The organism is Burkholderia sp. L27(2015), from assembly GCF_009765705.1.
Lineage (GTDB): Bacteria > Pseudomonadota > Gammaproteobacteria > Burkholderiales > Burkholderiaceae > LMUX01.
The window spans coordinates 1-1,510 of record NZ_LMUX01000064.1; the positions used below are offsets into that span (position 1 = coordinate 1).

Annotated in this window: 2 protein-coding genes; both read right to left on the bottom strand. The window is 62.8% G+C overall.

Annotation, left to right across the window (positions count from 1 at the left end; translation table 11 throughout):
* Positions 1-7: 7 nt before the first annotated feature.
* The gene (locus GSQ77_RS29105; RefSeq protein ID WP_158907618.1) at positions 8-1,009 is read right to left on the bottom strand and encodes an ABC transporter ATP-binding protein; all 1,002 of its coding nucleotides are present in this window, start codon (positions 1,007-1,009) and stop codon (positions 8-10) included.
* A gap of 146 nt (positions 1,010-1,155) precedes the next feature.
* Positions 1,156-1,510, bottom strand: a 355-nt coding sequence (locus tag GSQ77_RS29110; RefSeq protein WP_301951197.1) for a M13-type metalloendopeptidase, incomplete at its 5' end; no start/stop codon positions are given.

Below are 1,510 nucleotides of genomic sequence, written 5' to 3' on the forward strand. Positions count from 1 at the left end.
TGGATGTTCATGCGCGCGATCCTTTCTCGGAAGGCAGCTTGCCGCCGTTGGAATGCACCAGGCTCACAAAGATCTCCTCCAGCGAACTCTCGCTGGAATGCAGGTCCTTGAAGTCGATGCCGAGTTCGCCCAGCCGACGCAACAGCGGCGCGATGCCGGTTTGCTCACCCTGGGTATCGAAGGTGTAGACCAGCGCATGGCCGTCGTTGGTCAGCTCCAGCGGCAGCGCCTCCAGTTCGACAGGTATCTGCTGCAGCGGATTCTGCAGCTGCAGCGTGAGCTGCTTCTTGCCGAGCTTGCGCATCAGCACGGCCTTGTCCTCGACCAGGATCAACTCGCCCTTGCTGATCACGCCGATACGGTCGGCCATATCCTCGGCCTCCTCGATGTAGTGCGTGGTCAGGATGATGGTCACGCCGTTGTCGCGCAGGCCGCGCACCATCTGCCACATGTCATGGCGCAGCTCCACGTCGACACCGGCCGTGGGTTCGTCCAGAAACAGGATCTGCGGCTCGTGCGCGAGCGCCTTGGCGATCAGCACACGGCGTTTCATGCCGCCGGACAGTGCCATGATCTTGCTGTCCTTCTTGTCCCATAGCGACAGGTCGCGCAGCACTTTTTCGATGTGCGCCGGATTCGCCGGTTTGCCGAACAGACCACGGCTGAAAGTCACCGTGGCCCATACCGTTTCGAAAGCGTCGGTGGACAGCTCCTGCGGTACCAGGCCGATCTTCGCGCGCGCAGCCCGGTAGTCGCGCACGATGTCGTGACCATCGGCCAGCACGGTGCCGCTGGTCGGCTTGACGATGCCGCAGATGATGCTGATCAGTGTGGTCTTGCCGGCACCGTTAGGACCCAGCAGGGCCAGGATCTCGCCGCGGCGGATGTCCAGGTCGATGTGCTTGAGCGCCACATGTCCGGACGCGTAGGTCTTGCCGAGGCCGGATACCTGCACGATCGGCGACGCGGCGCCGGTGAGGTTATCGGGCAATCGCGCTGCGCTGTGCATGTTGTCTCCGTCTCGCATGAGTGGGTGCCGATGCAGGCAGGTAATGCGTCACCTGCCTGATATTGCCGCCGATCATCATGCATGAAAAGCCACAGCCGGGCGCTGCGGCTTTTCAAACACCGCTAGCGCCGGCTTGGCAGCCCGACCTACCAGATCTTCACCTGTGTTTCCGGCGAACGCACCATGGCATCGCCTGGCTTGCACTGGAATGCCTGGGCGAACTCCGGCATGTTCGACGGCGCGCCGATCGCACGGAACTGCGCCGGAGCGTGCGGGTCGGTATTGAGCAGGGTGATCTGCGCTTGCGGACGGATGTTGCCGCGCCACACGCGGGCCCAGTTGAGGAAGAAGCGCTGATCTTCGGTGTAGCCATCGATCTTCTTGTGCGCTTCCGCCGGGTCTTTCGACAGCGCCATCTGTAGCGCGGTATACGCTGCGTTCAAGCCACCGAGATCGCCGATGTTCTCGCCCATGGTCAGCTGGCCGTTGACGTGCTTGCCG